Source organism: Pseudomonas sp. TWR1-1-4 (assembly GCF_049897165.1).
GTDB lineage: Bacteria > Pseudomonadota > Gammaproteobacteria > Pseudomonadales > Pseudomonadaceae > Aquipseudomonas > Aquipseudomonas canadensis.
In genome coordinates this window covers 415,986-432,042 of the sequence record NZ_JAFCVS010000001.1, presented here as the reverse complement: position 1 = coordinate 432,042, position 16,057 = coordinate 415,986, and the positions used below count along the sequence as shown (strand labels likewise).

Annotated in this window: 11 protein-coding genes; 5 read left to right on the top strand and 6 right to left on the bottom strand. The window is 61.5% G+C overall.

Annotated elements, in window-relative coordinates:
* Window positions 1-60: 60 nt before the first annotated feature.
* The 4 genes from ACP7C6_RS02085 to ACP7C6_RS02070 are packed head-to-tail and all read right to left on the bottom strand — an operon-like array spanning window position 61 to window position 7,898.
* Entirely contained in the window at window positions 61-705 is a 645-nt protein-coding gene (locus ACP7C6_RS02085) for a response regulator (protein ID WP_028616881.1), read from the bottom strand.
* A gap of 22 nt (window positions 706-727) precedes the next feature.
* Window positions 728-3,886: an ATP-binding protein gene (locus ACP7C6_RS02080; RefSeq protein ID WP_426108195.1), complete on the bottom strand. Its 3,159-nt coding sequence runs from the start codon at window positions 3,884-3,886 to the stop codon at window positions 728-730.
* 51 nt (window positions 3,887-3,937) lie between these two features.
* Window positions 3,938-5,125: an EAL domain-containing response regulator gene (locus tag ACP7C6_RS02075; RefSeq protein ID WP_426108194.1), complete on the bottom strand. Its 1,188-nt coding sequence runs from the start codon at window positions 5,123-5,125 to the stop codon at window positions 3,938-3,940.
* Window positions 5,112-7,898 (bottom strand): ATP-binding protein, encoded by a 2,787-nt coding sequence (locus ACP7C6_RS02070; RefSeq protein ID WP_426108193.1) that lies wholly within the window; start codon window positions 7,896-7,898, stop codon window positions 5,112-5,114. Before ACP7C6_RS02070 ends, ACP7C6_RS02075 begins: the two co-directional genes overlap by 14 nt.
* Before the next feature lie 168 nt (window positions 7,899-8,066).
* Between ACP7C6_RS02070 and ACP7C6_RS02065 the strand changes: the two genes are divergently transcribed.
* Genes ACP7C6_RS02065 through ACP7C6_RS02050 form a run of 4 tightly spaced genes read left to right on the top strand, consistent with a single transcriptional unit; the run spans window position 8,067 to window position 12,729 of the window.
* The gene (locus ACP7C6_RS02065) at window positions 8,067-8,540 is read left to right on the top strand and encodes a MarR family winged helix-turn-helix transcriptional regulator (RefSeq protein WP_016977433.1); all 474 of its coding nucleotides are present in this window, start codon (window positions 8,067-8,069) and stop codon (window positions 8,538-8,540) included.
* Entirely contained in the window at window positions 8,537-9,985 is a 1,449-nt protein-coding gene (locus tag ACP7C6_RS02060; RefSeq protein ID WP_028616877.1) for an efflux transporter outer membrane subunit, read from the top strand. The genes ACP7C6_RS02065 and ACP7C6_RS02060 overlap by 4 nt, the downstream gene beginning before the upstream one ends.
* A gap of 15 nt (window positions 9,986-10,000) precedes the next feature.
* Complete coding sequence (locus tag ACP7C6_RS02055) at window positions 10,001-11,200, top strand: efflux RND transporter periplasmic adaptor subunit (RefSeq protein WP_028616876.1); 1,200 nt, start codon at window positions 10,001-10,003, stop codon at window positions 11,198-11,200.
* Window positions 11,200-12,729, top strand: a complete 1,530-nt coding sequence (locus tag ACP7C6_RS02050; protein WP_028616875.1) for a DHA2 family efflux MFS transporter permease subunit — start codon at window positions 11,200-11,202, stop codon at window positions 12,727-12,729. Before ACP7C6_RS02055 ends, ACP7C6_RS02050 begins: the two co-directional genes overlap by 1 nt.
* Before the next feature lie 115 nt (window positions 12,730-12,844).
* On the opposite strand, the gene lpxH is transcribed toward ACP7C6_RS02050, so the two are convergent.
* On the bottom strand, window positions 12,845-13,594 hold the full coding sequence (gene lpxH / locus ACP7C6_RS02045) for a UDP-2,3-diacylglucosamine diphosphatase (RefSeq protein ID WP_069672533.1): 750 nt from the start codon (window positions 13,592-13,594) through the stop codon (window positions 12,845-12,847).
* Entirely contained in the window at window positions 13,591-14,094 is a 504-nt protein-coding gene (locus ACP7C6_RS02040) for a peptidylprolyl isomerase (RefSeq protein ID WP_122683912.1), read from the bottom strand. Before ACP7C6_RS02040 ends, lpxH begins: the two co-directional genes overlap by 4 nt.
* A 248-nt stretch (window positions 14,095-14,342) precedes the next feature.
* On the opposite strand from ACP7C6_RS02040, the gene ACP7C6_RS02035 reads away from it, so the two are divergent.
* On the top strand, window positions 14,343-16,043 hold the full coding sequence (locus tag ACP7C6_RS02035) for a glutamine--tRNA ligase/YqeY domain fusion protein (protein ID WP_028616873.1): 1,701 nt from the start codon (window positions 14,343-14,345) through the stop codon (window positions 16,041-16,043).
* Window positions 16,044-16,057: the final 14 nt, after the last annotated feature.

Sequence of the window (16,057 nt, the reverse complement as noted above, 5' to 3'; positions counted from 1 at the left end):
AAACAACACGATAAGACGGCGGCGGTTAGTGGAACATCAGACGATCCCTAGAAGCGGGTGTTAGTTGAACAAGTTGCGCTCTATGCAATAAGCCAGCAAGTCTTGGTCGCTGTTGACTTCCAACTTGCGCATGGCCGCAACTTTTTGTGTGCTGATGGTTTTGGCACTGCGGTTCAACCCGCGTGCAATTTCATTGACGCTTTGGCCTGATACAAACAAACGCAGGATCTCATGCTCCTTGGGCGACAGCCGGGTGAAGCGCTCATCGAGGTCGGACGATTCCAGTACCGACGTCGGTTGCGGGCCCTTGCTGCGAACCGGGTTGCCACGGGCGATAGCCTTGAGCGCGGCCTGGATCTCATTGTGCAGTTGGTTTTTCTGGATCACGGCCAACACGCCCAATTCCTGCAAACGCGTCAGGATCAGTGGATTTGAAATCATCGTCAGCACCAGCACGCGCACCTTGGGAAAGTGCCGCACCAGGTACTCCACCAACTTCAGGCCATCGCCGTAGGGCGAGTCCGCCGGCATGTTGAAGTCGGTGATTACCAGGTCCACCGCGGTGTTTTCCAGCAACGTTACCAATTCGTTGGAGCACACGGCTTCGCCCACCACGCGAAAACGCTCATCGCGCTCGACCAGTTCCCGTACTCCGACCAGCACGATGGGGTGATCGTCTGCAATGACTACGTTGAGGGTTTCCATGGGGTGATTATCCAGAGTGAGGTTATTCAAAGGTGTCGAGCAATGCCGTGAGGCGAGCCAGGTTGCGCCGCACTTCCAGGGCGAGCGCGGGCGTGACGGCCATGCCGGTCAGGCGCAGTTCCAGTTCAACAAAGGCGCTGGCCATGTCACCAAGTTGCACCGCGCCGAGGGCGCCGGCCATGCTGTGCAATTGCTGCGCCGCGCCATTGGCGTCCTGGTTGTCCAGCGCGGTCAGGGTGGCCTGTACATCCTGACGCAGGGTGGTGACAAACAGTTCGCGCATTTTGGGCGACAACGGCGGCATGTCGACGACGGCGGGCACCTCGATCTTGCAGTACTTTTCCAACTTAGTACGCAAGGTGGCGAGGTTCAGCGGCTTGACCATCCACGCATTCATGCCGACGGCGGTGCAGTGTTCGCCTTCTTCACGCATGGCATTGGCGGTCACCCCGATAATGGGCAGCGCGGCATCTTGCTGGCGCAACGCCTTGGCCAACTGGTAACCGTTCATCACCGGCATGTTCACGTCGGTCAGCACCAGGTCGAAGCGCCCCGGTAGCCATTGCATGAGCGCTTGTTCGCCGTTGGCGGCCAGCACCACCGAGCAGCCCAGTGCTTGCAGTTGTTCCTGGATGATGGCGGCGTTGATCACATTGTCTTCGGCTACCAGCACTTGCAGGTTGAGCGGGCGCGCGTTGACGGTGGGCGCGGGGCGGTTGCCGGCCTCGGCACCCTGCTGTGCCAGGGAAATGGCCCAGGCAATGGCGCGTACGTCGTCGGCGTCGACGGCCCAATCGCTAGCACACCGCTGCGCCGGGTTCGGCCCGCCGGCTGTGGCGATGATCCGCGTGCCGGGCCAAGCCGGCTCTCGGGTGAAGTCCACTAGCAGTGCAGAGGACGGCGCATCGGGTGAAACCGTGCGGCTGTCGAGCCCTAGGCGCTTGAGCCAGTCGATCAGGTGTTGCGCCCGTTCAAGTTCCTGCGCGCGCACATAGACCGTCGGCATGCCGGGGCTGAAGGCGGGGCAGTCAGTCAGGGCGCCGGGGACTGACTCCAGCGCGAGGTGCAGGGTAAAGCTGCTGCCCAGGCCGGGTTCGCTGACGACGTTCAGTTGGCCGTGCATCAACTCGCACAACCATTTGCAAATCGCCAGGCCCAGGCCTGCGCCGGCCTGGCTAGTGGCATCTTCGGCCTGGTAGAACGGGTCGAACAGTTGTTGCTGTTGCGCTTGGGAAATGCCCACACCGGAGTCGCTGACTTGCCATTGCAGGTCTACCTCGCCGTCGGTGTTCTCCGACGCGCGCAGGCGCAGCACCACACGCCCGTTGTCGGTGAACTTGATCGCATTGCTCAGCAGGTTATTGAGGATCTGGCGGATGCGCAGGGGGTCACCGCGCAATCGATCCGGTAGGCCCGCGTCGATGCAGGCATACAGCTGCAGGCCCTTGGAACGGGCGAACGCGCTGTAGGTGCGCACGCAGTCTTCGGTCAGTTCCAGTGGGCAGAAATCCTGGAGTTCGAGGGTCATTTGCCCCGCTTCGATTTTGGAGACATCCAGCACGTCGCTGATCAGTTGGAACAGCGTGGTTGAGGAACGCTGGATGGTCTGCAGGTAATCCTGCTGGCGCGGCGCGAGCGACGTGAGGCCGAGCAGCTCCAAGGTGCCCAGCACGCCATACAGCGGCGTACGAATTTCGTGGCTCATGGTCGCGAGGAAGCGGCTCTTGGCCTCGCTTGCCGAGTCTGCGGCTTGGCGCGCTTCTTCCAGGGCCGCCGCGTCTTCGATAAGCCGGGTCACATCATGCACCGCGCACAGCCACGCGTCCTGGCCCTGGTAGCGGGTGGGCACGAAGGCCACGTGCAGGTGGCGGCCTTCGCTTTCCAGGTCGGCCTGGCCCGGTGCAGCATGCGTCTGTTGCTTGAGCAAGTCGAACAGTGGGCGAGCGTCGCGCCACTCCAAGGCGCGCTGGTTCTGCAGGAGTACGTGATGGTCGCTGCGCCGGATCACACACAGGCCGGTCGGTGCGGTGTCGATGACCGCTCGGGCGAATGCCGAGCTTTCGGCAATGCTGGCATGGGCTCGGTGGGCAGGCAGTACTACCCGTGCGGTGTACCAGCGATTGAACGCGCGACTGCACCCCAGCATCACCAACACCACGCCCACCAGGCACAGCAAAGGCCATAGCGCATAGTCGAGGAAGCGTTGCAGGCTGATCACGTAGATCGCCGTCCAGGGCTGCTCGCCCTGGCTTGTCAGCTTGAACACCAGGCCGTCGCGGTTGAAATTTACACCTTCATTGAGCACCTCGCCGGGCTTGACGGCCCCGGTTAGCACCACGCCACCTGGAGTGATCAAGGTGAAGTCGTCGTAGATCGACCACTGCATCAGCCGCTCGATGTTATTGACCTTGGACAGGTCCAGCAGCGAGGCCACCACCACCCAGGTGTTGGCGCCGGTGACGGTCAACGAGGTGGAGGCCAGGTTGATATCGACATAACCCAACAGTATCGGAGCTTCCTTGCCATCGGGGGCAGTGTCGTAGGGTTCCCAGTGCACGGTGTGAAGGGTCTGGGAGGTGTTCTGTAGGTGCAGGCGCTCGTTGAGTTGGGTCATCACGTCCACCAACATACCTATATGCACGTGGCCGCCATCGCGCAGCCGGCCGGAGGAGGGCACGGCGATGTCGAAATTGTCCGGGCCGTTCACCACGACCACTTGAGGAGCCTGGTAATGGGAACCCGCCCAAAAGGCGCTGTAGTAAGCCGACAGGTAGATGCCCAGGGCGAAAACCTTGGGGTATTGGTCAGCGGCTATTTTGTCGGGGTTGATTTTCAAACTGTAGGGCAGGGAGAACGGCAAACCGCGGCCTTCATAGGTGTTCGGCCCTTCCTCGGGCAGCGGCTTTTGCACAAAAGGCGGCGGCAGGCCAATGGACTTGTACTTAGCGTTGGTGCTGCCCCGTGAGATATCGATCAAGAACACTTCCTGCTCGTGGATGTTCTCCATCAGCCGGGCGAAGTGGAACTGCAAGGTGTCGCGCTGTTCGTGAACCATGCGCTGCACCCCCAGGTAGCTGATCCCCAGCAGCAACAGCACCAAGGCCCCCAGCACCAGCAAGCCTTTGTTCAGGCGCAGCGAACTGCTGGTGAGTTTCTCCAGGAAGGCGTTGGGGTGATGCATGACGCGGTGACCTCGCAAGCTAACGGCGTTCGTTCGCACCCGGCCAGCGGGTCAATAGGCGCTCGCCGGCCCGTCGTGGGTCAGCAATTGCTGGAACTGATCCGAAGACACGGCGTGGGAGATCAGGAAACCTTGGACCTGAGTGCAGTCGATCTTACGCAACAGCGCAAGTTCTTGCGCGGTTTCTACGCCTTCAGCCACCACGATCAACCCCAACTGACGGCCCAGGCTGACAATGCTCGTGAGCGCCTGGGCCAGTTCCTCGTTGGCGTTGCAGCCTTGCACCAGTGCGCGGTCGATTTTCACCTCGGTAAACGGCGCCGACACCAGGTTCATGTACGAGCTGTAGCCCTTGCCGAAATCATCCTGGGACAAGCCAAAGCCCTTGATGCGCAAACGGCAGGCCCCGGCGTAGAAGTTGCTGATGTCATCCGGCACCGAACACTCCATCAGCTCGAAACAGATGCGTGCGGGCAAACCCTGATGCTCCAGCACGAACGCCAGGATGCGATCGGGCAGGTCGTGGCTGTTAAGCAAGTGAGTGGGCAGGTTGATGGATACCGGGATGTCATAGCCGTGTTGGCGCCAGGCGGCTTGGGCGGTCATCGCTTGTTTCAGCACGCACCACAACAAGCGTTCTTCGAGGTTGCAATTGATCAATGCCGGCAGGAACATGCCGGGTAACAACAGGCCATGCTCGGGGTGAACCCAGCGCACCAAGGCTTCGGCCGCGACGATGCGGCCATTGCTCAGGGCTTTCTTGGGTTGGAACCAGGCTTGCAGTTCGCCATTGACCAGGGCATTCATCAGGCTTTGGCAATCAATGCCGGGCTGGGTCTCGGCCGGTTCGACCTGGCGCAGCGCCAGCAATTGATCGGTCAGGCAGCGCAAGGCTGCGGCATTCACCGGCTTGGAAATCAGCCCGATCACCTTCACTTGCAGGTTGCTCGCCACCAGGCTCGCGCCCATCAACATGCGCCGTGAGGCGGCGCTCATGATCGCCAATGCTGGGCGCGACGGTTGCGCGGCCAGGCCTTGGATAAATTGCACGCCGTCCATGCCTGGCATCAACAGGTCAGTGAGCACCAGGTCGAAGTCTCGTTGCTTCAGGCAGGCCAGCGCCTCCTCACCGTCGCGTGCGCACACCAGGTCGAACTCACCCAACTCGCTGAACAGGTTCTGCAAATACAGGTGCTGAAAGGGATGGTCTTCGACAATCAGAATGCTACAGGGCTTCATGGATGGCTCGTTCGTAGGGAGCCAGGACAGTCGACAAGGCTCGCAGCGTAAAGGGTTTGACCAGGCAGTGATTCATGCCGGCCGCCAGGCACAAGGCTTCTTCACCGCGCAGGGCGTTGGCGGTTGCGCCGATGATCGGGGTGGTGCAGCCCAGGCGTCGAAGCGCTTCGGTCAGTTCGTAGCCGTTGAGCCTGGGCATGTTGACGTCGGTGAGCACAATGTCGAAGGTGCCCTCGTGCCAGCGCGCCAAGGCCTCTTCGCCATCGCTGGCCAGTTCCACGCTGCACCCGAGTTCTTCAAGCTGGTCGCGCAGGATCAACTGGTTGATGACGTTGTCTTCGGCCACCAGGATGTGCAGGTGCAAGGGGCGCAGGTCGCGCACTTCGCAGCGCGCCTGGGGCGGCACCACCTGGCCGTTCTGGGCGTGGCGGACGGCTTGTTGGATCGCGTCCAGGTCGTTGAGGTTGACCTGCCAGCCATCGCCGCTGAACTGCGGTTCGTGCGCGCCGTCATTGCTGGCCAGTACCCGTGGCCCGTGCCAGGGCAAGTCGGGGCGGCGTTCGATGAGTTCAAGCAATACACCGGGCCCCGCCAGCTCTGTGCTGGTCGGCAGACCAACCTGCGCGCGCGCGCCCCAGCGGCGCAGCCAGCCGCAGAGGCTGTCGGCCAGTTCGCGGATTGGCGACAGCACATACACGATTTCCGCTGCCAATGGCTGCAAGGCCGGCGTCGCGTTGCCGGACGGTTGCTCCAGCGGTACGGTCAGGGAAAAGCTGCTGCCCAGTCCCGGCTCGCTGACCAAGCGCAGGGTGCCGTTCATCAAGTGGGTCAGGCGCAGGCAGATCGCCAGGCCAAGGCCGGTGCCGGCGATCACATGGGAGTTGCCTTCGCTCTGGTAGAACGGCTCGAAGATAAACGCCTGGTCGGCAGGGGCGATGCCTTTGCCGGTGTCGGAGATTTGCCATTGCAGGCACACCCGTTCGCCTTCGCGACTGAGCTTTTTGACCCGCAGCACCACGCGGCCGGAGTCAGTGAACTTGACCGCGTTGCTCAGCAGATTGTTGAGAATCTGGCGTACGCGGCTGGCATCGCCGATCAGGCGCCGGGGCAGTTGCGGATCGAGGCAGGCGTACAACTGCAAGCCTTTGCTGTGTGCCGCTGCCGCATAGCCTTGCACCACTTCCTGCACCAGGGTCGGCACACAGAATTCGCTCAGTTCCAGGGCCAATTGCCCGGCTTCGATTTTTGACACGTCGAGCACATCGCAGATCAGTTGCAGCAACGTCGCGGACGATCCCTCGATGGCGTGCAGGTAGCTTTTCTGCTGGGCATCCAGGCGGGTGCGGGCGAGCAGTTCCAGGGTGCCGAGCACGCCATACAGCGGCGTGCGGATCTCATGGCTCATGGTGGCCAGGAACAAGGTCTTGGCTTCGTTGGCGGCGTCTGCGGACTGGCGTGCCTGTTCCAGCGCAGCTTCGATCTGCCGGCGTGCGCTGATGTCGCTGAAGGCGCAGAGCAACACGTCTTCGCCTTTGTAGCGGGTGGGCGCGCAGCTCAGGTACAGATGGCGGCCGTCGGCGGCTTCGAAATAGTCGGTGAGGCAGGGGGCGTCGGGGTCGAAGGCCTGACGGATCCAGCCGGGACCGAGTTGTGCGCCACACTCACCGAGCCACTGTTGGGCCAGGGTGTTTTTCAGCACCACCGTGCCATCGGTGCGACGCAGTACACACAGCGCCACGGGGGCGGTCTGGATCACGTCGCGGCTGAACAGCTCGCTTTCCACCAGTGCCTGGATGCGGTGGATCGCCGGCGTGATAAAGCGGTGTTCGAGGCGGCGGGTGAGCAGGCACACCAGGCTGATGGTCAGCAGGCAGAACAGCAGGGCGCCGAGCATCTGTGGCCAGAGCGCCCACAGGACCGCGCGCAGGTCGATGGAGTAGGTGAGTTGCCAATCTGAAGACTTCAGTTGTTTACGCAGCACCAATTGTTCGGGCAGCCAGCCATCGCCGACAAAACCGAAGAAGTCCTGCTGGTGCAGGTGCGGCAGGTTTTGCCCTGGCGGTGGTTTATGGCTGTTGCTGAAGAGCGGCATGCCTTGGGCATTGAACATGGTGAACTCGCCAGCGCTGTGATCGCTCAGCGCGTTGGAGACTTCACGGTCATCCATTTCCAGGCCGAGCCAGCCGGAGTCCAGATCGCGTTCATCCAGGCGAATGAAAATGTACAGCTGTGAGTGGCCGTCCGTGGCGTGGGTCAGCCAGAGTTCCTGCAGGGTTTTCTGCTGTTTGAGGGCGTGCAGTTGCTCAAGCATGGTCGCGGGGAAATCGGCCGCCACGGGCGACGCATCGTACAGCCGCAGCACCTGGGCATCCATGCTGACATACAGCAGGTTGAGCTGCTTGGCCCTCAAGAAATCACGCATGCGCTGGGTCAGCCAAATGCTCCATTGCTTGCCCGGGGTATTTCCCAGCAACAGGCGGATTTCCTCATCGGAGACCGGCAGATTCAATTCGGCCTTGCGTGTCGCTGACAGACTGAGGCTTTCCAACAGCGCTTCACGGGTGGTGAAAAAGGTATGCGCCTCGGCGATGGCGCTGCTCATGTAGCTACGCCGCTGGGAGATCTCATTGTTGAAAGTGAACAGCAGGAAGCTGTACACGCCGCCCAGCATGCCCACCAGCAGTACCAACGCAAAAATACGCAACAGGCGGCGCGCGGCATGGGGCGTGGACAGCACGGGGCTGATCTGGTGCAGGTAGCTCTTTAATCTCATCCCGCCACTTTAGGGATGGCCAACCGTGGGAAAAATCAGACGATCCTTAGAACCCGCCACTCATCCGCCAGATACCAAGCAAGCTAATAATTCCATTTGACATTCGCTGCCTAAGCAGTAACATCTTGTCATACATTCACTGCCTAGGCAGTAATAAGGTGACTTCCGATGTCTCACTTCACTCCTGACAGTTTTCGCAACTGCCATCTCGGCCTGCTTCTGGGCCGGGCGGCGCTGCTCAAGGACCGCATTATCGATACCCATATGGAACCGCATGGCGTGACGGCCGCGCAGTTCAAGGTGTTGATCATCATTGCCCAGTTCGACGTCGATACCCCGGCGGAACTGTGCCGCAACCTGTCCCTGGACAGCGGCTCCATGACCCGCATGCTCGACCGCCTGGAACAGAAGGGCCTGCTGGCGCGCCAGCGCTCCGAGCAGGACCGGCGCCAGGTGCGGCTGGTGCTCACCGAAGACGGCCAGCGCCTGGCGGACATGCTGCCGCACATCGGCGCGCAGTCGATGAACGAGTTGGCCGGCGCCCTGGAGCCTGGCGAGTTGCAAACCCTGGAACGGATCCTCAAGAAAATTCTGGTAGCTGCCGGTGACGCCATCGTCATCCAGCGGGTAGGTAATGAATGAACAGACGCGCACTTAGCCTGGTGCTGGTGGCCATGAGCATGGCCGGTTGCGCCAACTACAGCGGCCTCGACACCCAAGGCAAACGCCTCGACGCCGGCAGCCTGCAAACGGGCAAGACGTTGAGCGGCGTGACCTTATCGAGCGCGGCCTGGCCCAGCGCCGATTGGTGGAAAAGCCTCGGCGACCCACAGCTCGACGGCCTGATCCAGGAAGCCCTGCAAAACAGCCCCGACATGCAAGTCGCCAGCGCCCGTGCCCACCAGGCCGAGGCCGCTGCCTATGCCGCCAACGCCGCGCGGATGCCGACCCTGGATGCCAGCGCGGGCGTGAGTCGTTCGCGCCTGGCCAAAGACCAGGACCCACGCGGGGAGGGCGATGCCTATTCCACCGTGCGCAACATCGGCGCCAGCTTCAACTACAACTTCGACCTCTGGGGGGGCCAGCGGGCCGCCTGGGAAGCCGCGTTGGGCGAGGCGCGCGCCGCCCAGGTCGATCAACAGGCCGCGCGGCTGACCCTGGCTGCCAACGTGGCCAAGGCCTACAGCGACCTGGGTCAGGCCCACATCGTGCGGGACTTGGCCGAAGACGACCTCAAGCGCACCCGGCAGATGCTCGACCTGGGCAAGCGTCGCCTGAACTCGGGTATCGACAGCCACTACCAGTACCAGCAGACCGAAAGCCTGGAAGCCAGCTCCCAGTCGCAACTGATCGATGCGGAAAAACAACTGCAAAGCGCCAAGATCGCCCTGGCGGTGTTGCTCGGCAAAGGCCCGGACCGGGGCAGTGAACTGGCCCGGCCCAACGTGCTGAAGCCCAGCGCCGTCGCCGTGCCCTCGGTGCTGCCCGCCGAGCTGCTGGGCCGCCGTCCGGACCTGATCGCCGCACGCTGGCGTGTCGAGGCAGCCGGCAAGAATATCGATGCGAGCAAGACCCGCTTCTACCCCAACCTCAACCTGAGCGCGAGCGCTGGGGCCGAGTCGTTGTTGGGGGATGCAATGTTTGGTTCGGCCAGCCGCTTCTTCAACATTGCGCCGACGATTTCACTGCCGATCTTTGACGGCGGCCGCCTGCGCGCCGACCTCGATGCCCGTGACGCTGACTACGACCTGGCCGTGGCGCAGTACAACAAGACCCTGGTGCAAGCCCTGGGCGACATCGGCAACACCCTTTCACAACTGCGCGACACCGGCCGGCAGATCCAGGCCCAGCAACATGCCGCGGACATTGCCCAGCAGTCCTACGACACCGGTGTGCAGCGCTACAGCTCTGGCATCGGCAACTACCTGGATGTGCTCAGCATCGAGCAGCAATTGCTGCAGGCCCAGCGCCAGCTGGCGACGCTGAATGCCGCGCAGATCGATCTGTCGATTCAATTGATGCAGGCCCTGGGTGGCGGATACGACGCCAGGAACATGGCCGCGACCACCCCCGCCCGCTCGGAATAATTTGAGGTATTTGTCATGGCCACTGCCGAAAACACCAACGCAACTGAACAACCCAAGGACAGCAACCCCCGCAAACGCAAAGTGATGCTGATCGGCCTGGCGCTGATCGTCATCCTGGCGGTAGTGGGCGTGTGGGGCTGGTATGAACTCTACGGCCGCTTCAATGAAAGCACCGACGATGCCTATGTGAATGGCAACGTGGTGGAAATCACCCCACTGGTCACCGGCACGGTGGTCAGCATCGGTGCCGACGATGGCGACCTGGTCCACGAAGGCCAAGTGCTGGTCAACTTCGACCCGAACGACGCTGCCGTCGGCCTGCAAAGCGCCCAGGCCAACCTGGCCCGCACCGTGCGCCAGGTGCGCGGCTTGTACAGCAACGTCGACGGCATGAAGGCGCAGGTCAATGCGCAGAAAGCCGACGTGCAAACCGCCCAGGATAACTTCAACCGCCGTAAAACCCTGGCCCAGGGCGGGGCGATTTCCCAGGAAGAACTGTCCCACGCCCGTGACAGCCTGACCGCCGCTAAAAACGCGCTGACCAACCTTGAGCAGCAACTGAAAACCACCAACGCGTTGGTGGATGACACCGTGATTTCGTCTCACCCCGACGTGCAGGCCGCCGCTGCGCAATTGCGCCAGGCCTACCTGACCAATGCGCGCAGTACCTTGATCGCACCGGTCACCGGCTACGTGGCCAAGCGCACTGTGCAACTGGGGCAGCGCGTGCAACCGGGCACCGCGTTGATGGCCGTGATTCCGCTGAACCAGCTGTGGATCGACGCCAACTTCAAGGAAACCCAACTGCGCGACATGCGCATCGGCCAGCCGGTGGACATCGAGTCGGACATCTATGGCAGCGACGTGAAATTCAGCGGCACCATCGATAGCCTGGGTGCAGGTACGGGGAGCGCATTTGCCCTGCTGCCGGCGCAGAACGCCACCGGTAACTGGATCAAGATCGTGCAACGGGTGCCGGTGCGCATCCATATCAATGCTGACGAGTTGGCCAAGCACCCGCTGCGCGTGGGCTTGAGTACCCTGGTCAACGTGGACCTGCACGACCAGAGCGGCCCGGTCCTGGCGCAGCAGGCGCCGCAGAAAGCCTCATTCACCACCAACGTGTATGACCGCCAACTCGCCGAAGCGGATGCCATGATCACCCAGTTGATCCATGACAACAGCCTCGCCGCACCCAAGGCTGTGCAACGCTGATGAGCAATAACGCCTCCTTCACGCCACCCAGCCTGTTGATGGCCACTATTGGCCTGTCGCTGGCGACCTTCATGCAGGTGCTCGACACCACCATCGCCAACGTGGCGTTGCCGACCATTTCCGGCAACCTGGGCGTGAGTTCGGAGCAGGGCACCTGGGTCATCACCTCGTTTGCGGTGAGCAACGCGATTGCCTTGCCGCTCACCGGCTGGTTGAGCCGCCGTTTTGGCGAAGTGAAGCTGTTTCTATGGGCGACCATGCTGTTTGTGTTGGCGTCGTTCCTCTGTGGTATTTCCACGTCGATGCCCGAGCTGATCGCCTTTCGGGTCATACAAGGCCTGGTGGCCGGGCCGTTGTACCCGATGACCCAGACACTGCTGATTGCGGTCTACCCGCCGGCGAGGCGCGGCATGGCCCTGGCGTTGCTCGCGATGGTTACGGTGGTGGCGCCGATTGCCGGGCCGATCCTCGGCGGCTGGATTACGGACAGCTACAGCTGGCCGTGGATCTTCTTCATCAACGTACCGATCGGCATTTTTGCGGTGATGGTGGTGCGTTCCCAGCTGAAGAAACGCCCAGTGGTCACCAGCCATCAACCGATGGACTACGTGGGGCTGTTGAGCCTGATCGTCGGCGTCGGCGCCTTGCAGATCATCCTCGACAAGGGCAATGACCTGGACTGGTTCGAATCCAACTTCATCATCATTGGTGCGGCGATTTCGGTGATTGCCCTGGCGGTGTTCATCATCTGGGAACTCACCGACAAACACCCGGTGGTCAACCTTAAGCTGTTCGCTTACCGTAACTTTCGGATCGGCACCATTGTGTTGATCCTGGGCTACGCGGGCTTCTTCGGTATCAACCTGATCCTGCCGCAATGGCTGCAGACCCAGATGGGCTACACCGCCACTTGGGCCGGGCTGGCGGTGGCGCCAATTGGTATCTTGCCGGTGCTGATGTCGCCGTTTGTCGGCAAGTACGCGCACAAGTTCGACCTGCGTCTGTTGGCGGGCCTGGCATTCCTGGCGATTGGTCTGAGTTGTTTCATGCGCGCAGGTTTTACCAATGAGGTGGACTTCCAGCATATCGCCCTGGTGCAGCTGTTCATGGGGATCGGCGTGGCGCTGTTCTTCATGCCGACCCTGAGCATCCTGATGTCCGACCTGCCGCCGCACCAGATTGCCGACGGCGCGGGTTTGGCAACTTTTCTGCGGACCCTGGGCGGTAGTTTTGCGGCGTCGCTGACCACCTGGATCTGGATCCGCCGGGCGGACCAGCACCATGCTTACATGAGCGAAAACATGACCACCTACGACTCCGCGACCCGCGATGCCTTGCAAGCGCTGGGCGGGGCAGGGCAGAAGGCCTACACGCAGCTCGATCAGATCCTCACCAGCCAGGCGTACATGATGTCCACCGTGGACTACTTCACGTTGCTGGGGTGGATGTTCATGGGGTTGATGTTGCTGGTGTGGTTGGCGAAGCCGCCGTTTGGCGCGAAGGCGGGGCCGGAGGCCTCCGGCCACTGATACCCGGATCACTGTAGGCGCCGGCTTGCCGGCGATAGCGGTCTATCAGTCAGCCGATGTGCCAACTGAAACACCGCCATCGCCGGCAGGCCGGCTCCTACAGGGGGATGGGTGATCAGGCGCCGGGTAGGGCCAGCTGCGGATTGACGAAATCAAACGCCGCCAATTGAAACCCTTGCTCATCCACCTGCAATGCCCACCCTTGCTTGTCCCAATCTCCCAGCACGATGCGCTTGGCCGCCTGGTCACCAATCTGCAACTTGTGAATGGCCGGGCGGTGGGTATGGCCGTGGACCAGGGTGCGCACGCCGAACTGCTGCATCACCCGCGGCACTTCCTCGGGCGTCACATCCACAATGTCGTTGGCTTTCATGCGCGTCTGCGCCCGGCTTTCACTGCGCAGCTTGCGTGCCAGCTTATGGCGGGTGCTCAAAGGAAGGTGGCGCAGGATAAACAACACAATCGGGTTGCGCAGGATGCGTCGCAGCTTCATATAGCCGACGTCGCGGGTACAGAGGCTGTCGCCGTGCATCAATAGCACGGGCTCGCCATGGAGCTGCACGACACTCGGGTCCTTGAGCAAGGTGGCACCCGCGGCTTTGCAGAACGCCTTGCCGATCAGGAAATCACGGTTGCCGTGCATGATGAAAATCGGGGTGCCGCTGTCGCTCAGTTCGCGCAGGGCTGCGCAAATGGAGCGCTGAAACGGTGTCATCCCATCGTCGCCAATCCAGGCTTCAAAGAAGTCCCCCAGAATGTACAACGCCTGGGCGCCACGGGCGCGGGTGTGGAGCAGATCCAGAAACGCCCGGGTAATATCCGGGCGCTCCTCTTCCAGATGCAAATCTGAAATCAGCAATATCACCCAACGATCTCGGCTTTCTCGACGATAACGTCTTCTACCGGAACGTCCTGGTGACCGGCTTTACTGGTGGTCTGCACGCCTTTGATCTTGTCGACGACGTCCTGGCCTTCGGTGACTTTACCGAATACCGCGTAGCCCCAACCCTGCACGTTCTTGCCGCTGTGGTTCAGGAAGGCGTTGTCGGCGACGTTGATGAAGAACTGCGCGGAGGCCGAATGCGGCTCCATGGTACGGGCCATGGCGACGGTGTACTTGTCGTTGGAAAGGCCGTTGTCCGCTTCGTTCTGGATGCTTGGACGCTTGTCTTTCTTTTCTTTCATGCCAGGCTCGAAACCGCCGCCCTGGATCATGAAGTTGCCGATGACACGGTGGAAAACGGTGTTTTCGTAGTGGCCGGCGTTCACGTACTCGATGAAGTTGGCGACGGTGATCGGCGCTTTCTCGGCGTTCAGCTCGATGACGATGTCACCGTGGTTGGTGGTCAGTTTGACTTGAGTCATGTTCACTACTCTTTTCAGGGAATTCGTGGGTTTGGGTGCCTGTGCACCACGACCGGTATGGCGAATCTGCGGCCAAGGCGCGCAGTTTAGCGTGCCCTGCAGGAATTTCGAGGTGGTTTTTTACCGCCGATGCAATAAATGCTGCAGTTTTTGGCCTCGCTCTGTCAGGTACTTGACAGCATCGGCTATGATATCGCCTTTGTTTTGTCGGCCTAGCCCGGCCACGTACTTGTCTGTTCAAGGATCCTATGAGCAAGCCCACTGTCGACCCTACCTCGAATTCCAAGGCCGGACCTGCCGTCCCGGTCAATTTCCTGCGCCCGATCATCCAGGCGGACCTGGATTCGGGCAAGCACACGCAGATCGTCACCCGCTTCCCGCCAGAGCCCAACGGCTACCTGCACATCGGTCACGCCAAGTCGATCTGTGTGAACTTCGGCCTGGCCCAGGAGTTCGGTGGCGTCACGCACCTGCGTTTCGACGACACCAACCCGGCCAAGGAAGACCAGGAATACATCGACGCCATCGAAAGCGACATCAAGTGGCTGGGCTTCGAATGGTCCGGTGAAGTGCGCTATGCCTCCAAATACTTCGACCAGCTGTTCGACTGGGCCGTCGAACTGATCAAGGCCGGCAAGGCCTATGTCGACGACCTGAGCCCGGAACAGGCCAAGGAATACCGTGGCACCCTGACCGAGCCGGGCAAGAACAGCCCGTTCCGCGACCGTTCGGTGGAAGAGAACCTGGATTGGTTCGCCCGCATGCGCGCCGGTGAGTTCCCGGACGGCGCCCGCGTGCTGCGTGCCAAGATCGACATGGCCTCGCCGAACATGAACCTGCGCGATCCGATCATGTATCGCATCCGCCACGCCCATCACCACCAGACGGGCGACAAGTGGTGCATCTACCCGAACTACGACTTCACCCACGGTCAGTCCGACGCCATCGAAGGCATCACCCACTCCATCTGCACCCTGGAGTTCGAAAGCCATCGCCCGCTGTACGAATGGTTCCTGGACAGCCTGCCAGTGCCGGCGCACCCGCGCCAGTACGAGTTCAGCCGCCTGAACCTGAACTACACCATCACCAGCAAGCGCAAGCTCAAGCAACTGGTCGATGAAAAGCACGTACACGGTTGGGACGACCCGCGCATGTCCACGCTGTCGGGCTTCCGCCGTCGTGGCTACACACCGGCGTCGATCCGCAATTTCTGCGACATGGTCGGCACCAACCGTTCCGACGGCGTGGTCGACTTCGGCATGCTCGAATTCAGCATCCGCCAGGACCTGGACGCAAACGCTCCGCGCGCCATGTGCGTGCTGCGTCCGTTGAAGGTCGTGATCACCAACTACCCGGAAGACAAGGTCGACAACCTCGAGTTGCCGCGTCATCCGCAGAAAGAAGAACTCGGCGTGCGCAAGCTGCCGTTCGCCCGTGAAATCTACATCGACCGCGATGACTTCATGGAAGAGCCGCCAAAGGGCTACAAGCGCCTGGAGCCGAACGGCGAAGTGCGCCTGCGCGGCAGCTACGTGATCCGTGCCGACGAAGCGATCAAGGACGCCGATGGCAACATCGTCGAACTGCGTTGCTCCTACGACCCGGAAACGCTGGGCAAGAACCCTGAAGGCCGCAAGGTCAAGGGCGTGATCCACTGGGTGCCAGCCGCGGCCAGCATCGAGTGCGAAGTGCGTTTGTACGATCGCCTGTTCCGCTCGCCGAACCCTGAAAAGGCCGAAGACAGCGCCAGTTTCCTCGACAACATCAACCCTGACTCCCTGCAAGTACTCACTGGTTGTCGTGCCGAGCCATCGCTTGGCGACGCACAGCCGGAAGACCGTTTCCAGTTCGAGCGCGAAGGTTACTTCTGCGCGGATATCAAGGACTCGAAACCAGGTCAGCCGGTATTCAACCGTACCGTGACCTTGCGTGATTCGTGGGGCCAGTGATTCTCTAAGGAAGC

Coding starts and splice junctions, on each gene's coding strand:
- ACP7C6_RS02085 (WP_028616881.1), bottom strand. CDS start 705: ATGGAAACCCTCAACGTAGTCATTGCAGACGATCACCCCATCGTGCTG.
- ACP7C6_RS02080 (WP_426108195.1), bottom strand. CDS start 3,886: ATGCATCACCCCAACGCCTTCCTGGAGAAACTCACCAGCAGTTCGCTG.
- ACP7C6_RS02075 (WP_426108194.1), bottom strand. CDS start 5,125: ATGAAGCCCTGTAGCATTCTGATTGTCGAAGACCATCCCTTTCAGCAC.
- ACP7C6_RS02070 (WP_426108193.1), bottom strand. CDS start 7,898: ATGAGATTAAAGAGCTACCTGCACCAGATCAGCCCCGTGCTGTCCACG.
- ACP7C6_RS02065 (WP_016977433.1), top strand. CDS start 8,067: ATGTCTCACTTCACTCCTGACAGTTTTCGCAACTGCCATCTCGGCCTG.
- ACP7C6_RS02060 (WP_028616877.1), top strand. CDS start 8,537: ATGAACAGACGCGCACTTAGCCTGGTGCTGGTGGCCATGAGCATGGCC.
- ACP7C6_RS02055 (WP_028616876.1), top strand. CDS start 10,001: ATGGCCACTGCCGAAAACACCAACGCAACTGAACAACCCAAGGACAGC.
- ACP7C6_RS02050 (WP_028616875.1), top strand. CDS start 11,200: ATGAGCAATAACGCCTCCTTCACGCCACCCAGCCTGTTGATGGCCACT.
- ACP7C6_RS02040 (WP_122683912.1), bottom strand. CDS start 14,094: ATGACTCAAGTCAAACTGACCACCAACCACGGTGACATCGTCATCGAG.
- ACP7C6_RS02035 (WP_028616873.1), top strand. CDS start 14,343: ATGAGCAAGCCCACTGTCGACCCTACCTCGAATTCCAAGGCCGGACCT.